This is a genomic window from Flavobacterium sp. (assembly GCF_044368625.1).
Lineage (GTDB): Bacteria > Bacteroidota > Bacteroidia > Flavobacteriales > Flavobacteriaceae > Flavobacterium.
This window is the reverse complement of the sequence record NZ_JBIPPD010000277.1, coordinates 1-3,350: the sequence shown is the minus strand read 5'-3', so window position 1 is coordinate 3,350 and position 3,350 is coordinate 1. Positions and strand designations below refer to the sequence as shown.

Annotated in this window: 3 protein-coding genes, 2 tRNA genes and 1 pseudogene; 5 read left to right on the top strand and 1 reads right to left on the bottom strand. The window is 35.1% G+C overall.

Going from position 1 to position 3,350, the window contains the following annotated elements; translation table 11 throughout:
- The 5 genes and pseudogenes from ACIQ2X_RS14810 to ACIQ2X_RS14790 all read left to right on the top strand — a co-directional run.
- Positions 1-339 (top strand): energy transducer TonB (locus ACIQ2X_RS14810; protein WP_396179727.1); only part of this gene is annotated, 339 nt, incomplete at its 5' end.
- A gap of 9 nt (positions 340-348) precedes the next feature.
- Positions 349-1,569, top strand: a complete 1,221-nt coding sequence (locus ACIQ2X_RS14805; RefSeq protein ID WP_396179726.1) for a bifunctional folylpolyglutamate synthase/dihydrofolate synthase — start codon at positions 349-351, stop codon at positions 1,567-1,569.
- Between the two features lie 80 nt (positions 1,570-1,649).
- Positions 1,650-1,724: transfer RNA gene (locus tag ACIQ2X_RS14800), tRNA-Val, on the top strand.
- Between the two features lie 43 nt (positions 1,725-1,767).
- Positions 1,768-1,842, top strand: a tRNA-Val gene (locus tag ACIQ2X_RS14795).
- A 74-nt stretch (positions 1,843-1,916) separates the two neighbouring features.
- A pseudogene (locus ACIQ2X_RS14790) lies at positions 1,917-2,063 on the top strand (GIY-YIG nuclease family protein); the annotation flags it as partial.
- 517 nt (positions 2,064-2,580) lie between these two features.
- Here the strand turns inward: ACIQ2X_RS14790 and pepE are convergent.
- The gene (gene pepE, locus ACIQ2X_RS14785; protein ID WP_396179725.1) at positions 2,581-3,297 is read right to left on the bottom strand and encodes a dipeptidase PepE; all 717 of its coding nucleotides are present in this window, start codon (positions 3,295-3,297) and stop codon (positions 2,581-2,583) included.
- Positions 3,298-3,350 lie beyond the last annotated feature (53 nt).

Here is a 3,350-nt window from a genome sequence, read left to right as displayed (position 1 = left end):
GGCGACAAAGGAAGTCTTGACGGAGATCCGTATGCTAGTTCTTATTTTGGTTCCGGTACAGGAGGCGGAAGAGGCTGGGGGCTTAACGGTAGAAGATTAAGCAACAGCGGTAAAGAAGTACAAAACTGTAACGAATCCGGAACAGTTGTCGTTCAAATTACCGTAAACCGAAGTGGTAATGTTATCGACGCGCGTTATACCAAAGGAACTACCAATACCAATCCGTGTTTAGTCAATCCAGCTATTGCAACTGCCAAAAAATACAAATGGCAACCTGATCCAAACGCTCCAGAAAAACAAGTTGGTTTTATTGTGGTTAATTTTAAATTGGGAGAGTAAACTACAAAAATGGACTATCAAGAAACCATTGACTGGATGTTCAATCAACTTCCAATGTACCAAAATCAAGGTGCATCTGCTTATAAAAAAGATTTAACCAATACTATAATTCTCTCCGAACATCTCGGAAATCCAGAAAAAAAAATCAAATGCATTCATGTTGCAGGAACCAATGGAAAAGGTTCTACGTCACATCTTTTGGCTTCGGTTTTACAAGAAGCGGGCTACAAAACTGGATTATACACTTCGCCTCATCTCAAAGATTTTAGGGAACGAATTAAGATTAACGGACAAGATATTTCGGAAGAATTTGTTTGTGAATTCATCAACAAACACAAATCTTTTTTTGAACAAAATCAATTGAGTTTCTTCGAAATGACAGTCGGTTTGGCCTTTGACTATTTTGTAAACGATAATGTGGATATTGCCATCATTGAAGTAGGAATGGGCGGAAGGTTAGATTCTACTAATATTATTACACCTCTAGTTTCAGTAATTACGAACATTGGTTTAGATCACACCCAATTTCTAGGCAATACTACCGAATTAATTGCAGCAGAGAAAGCGGGAATTATTAAAAATAATGTTCCTGTGGTTATTGGTGAATATAGCCCGGAAACCCGGAACGTTTTTTTGGCAAAAGCCAAAGCAGAAAATGCTGTGATTTATTTTGCTTCAGATTTAATTCTGGAAACTTTTCCGAGTGCTTTAATTGGCGATTACCAAGTTCATAATAAAAAAACAGTTTTGCAAACGATAAAAATCCTCCAAGAAGTGAGCGATTTTGAAATATCAGAAGAAAATTGTAAAAATGGTTTCTTAGATGTTGTCACAAATACACATCTAAAAGGGCGTTGGCAAATTTTGCAGTACAATCCTAAAGTTATTTGTGATACAGCTCATAATAAAGATGGGTTGAAAATAACATTAAATCAACTCCAAAAAGAACCTTTTTCAAAATTGCATTTTGTTTTAGGTGTTGTAAATGACAAAGATTTGACGGAAATTCTTCCATTATTTCCCGAAAATGCAAATTTTTATTTTTCAAAACCCAATATTCCACGAGGTCTAAATGCGGAGACTTTACGAGAAAAAGCTTATGAATTCGGGATGATTGGCAAAGTATATAATTCAATTTCAGAAGCTTATCAAGAAGCTTTAAAAGTAGCTTCCATTACGGATGTTATTTATGTAGGCGGAAGCACATTTGTAGTAGCAGAAATTTTGTAATTTTTATAATTATTTGTTTGCAAATACCGAAAAGAGGCTTATATTTGCTCACGCAATAAGGGAAACCAAATTGCTAATTAGGGCGATTAGCTCAGCTGGTTCAGAGCACCTCGTTTACACCGAGGGGGTCGGGGGTTCGAACCCCTCATCGCCCACAAAAACTCCCTAAGAAATTAGGGAGTTTTTTTATTTAAAAAAGGGTCATTAACTCAGTTGGTTCAGAGTGTCACGTCGACAACGTGGAAGTCATTGGTTCGAATCCAATATGACCCACATATTTTTAATGTATGCAATATCTTGTTTACATAGTATTTAGTCTTTCCAAAAACAAATAGTACAGCGGCTACACTTCAAACTTAGAAGAGCGATTGGAAAGACATAATCAAAAAAGCAAAGGTTTTACTAGAAGCGAGAATGATTGGGATATTGTTTATTCTGAAATTTTTTTATCAAAAGATGACCATGGTTCAATGCCAAAACCTGTGGAGCGATAAAAATTAAGCATACATACATGTTAGTGCTAAAAGGAAAAATACTGTATTTCTAACATCTCTAAACTGAGTTCTAAAGGTTCTACCCTTATTTATGTGGGTTTTAGTTTTTAAAATTAATTTTGTTTTAACAATTTATTTCTTTTTCAGACTGTTTTATCTTCAAAGTGTTAATTGCCTTTAGCTTTAGCTAAAGGAATAAAATTTGTTCATTTTTTTTGGCTTTAGTCAAAATAGCATCCCTTTTGGCTAAAGCCAATTCTTCATTGAGTTTATATTTCTCCAGTCAAAGCTGAGGGCAATTGAAAATTATCAACATTCTTGGATACAAACATTTATTTTATAAAAGTTTGATTATTGTTAAAAAACTCACGCAATTCGGGGCAGGACCAATCTTTTTGATTTGTTGCAAAAACGCATTACAATTAGCAAAACATTATATCTTTCTCCCTACTTATTAGGTTATGATACTTTTTATTTTTCCAAAACCAGTAAAAGTCCGCATCCTAGTGAATGTTTTTTATAAAATACCTCCTAAAGTACTCAAATCAATACCTGAAGGCACCTCTTGTGGGCTTTGATTCTGTCTGAAAATTCGAGCATTCAAACTACCTTTCAAAATAATTGTACCGCCTTTTACATCAAGCCAACTCCCTTCTCGTAAACCCAAAACAGGAACAGTATTAAATGCATGGTATTCTTTAATTCGTGTTTCGCGTGTCTCACCCATGTGTTTCGATTGATGGTCGGGATCTAGATAATGCGGATTTAAATTAAAAGGCAATAATCCCAACGTTTGAAAACTGGGAGGATAAACAATCGGCATGTCGTTTGTCGTCTGCATCGAAAGACCGGTAATGTTACTTCCGGCACTTGTGCCTAAGTAGGGTGTTCCTTTTTGCAACGTTTCAGCCAAGACATTCATAACTTCGAATTTGTACAATTGGGAGACGAGTAAAAATGTATTTCCACCACCTGTAAAAATACCTTCTGCTTCGCGAACGGCTTTTTTCATATCTTCAAATTCGTTCAATCCTTGAATATTAATATTAATTTTTGCAAAAGCTTCTTTGACTTTTAAAGTATAATCTTTATGCGAAATCCCGCTTGGGCGTGCAAAAGGAATAAATAATACCGTCTTACAGCTGGCAAAGTGGATTTTTAACTCAGGTAAAATGTACTCTAGGTACCCGCCTCCATGTAACGTAGAAGTACTGGCTATAATTAAATTTTTCATATATGTAAAAGTGATTTTTTAGCGGTCATATAGGGTATCGCTTTTATTTATTG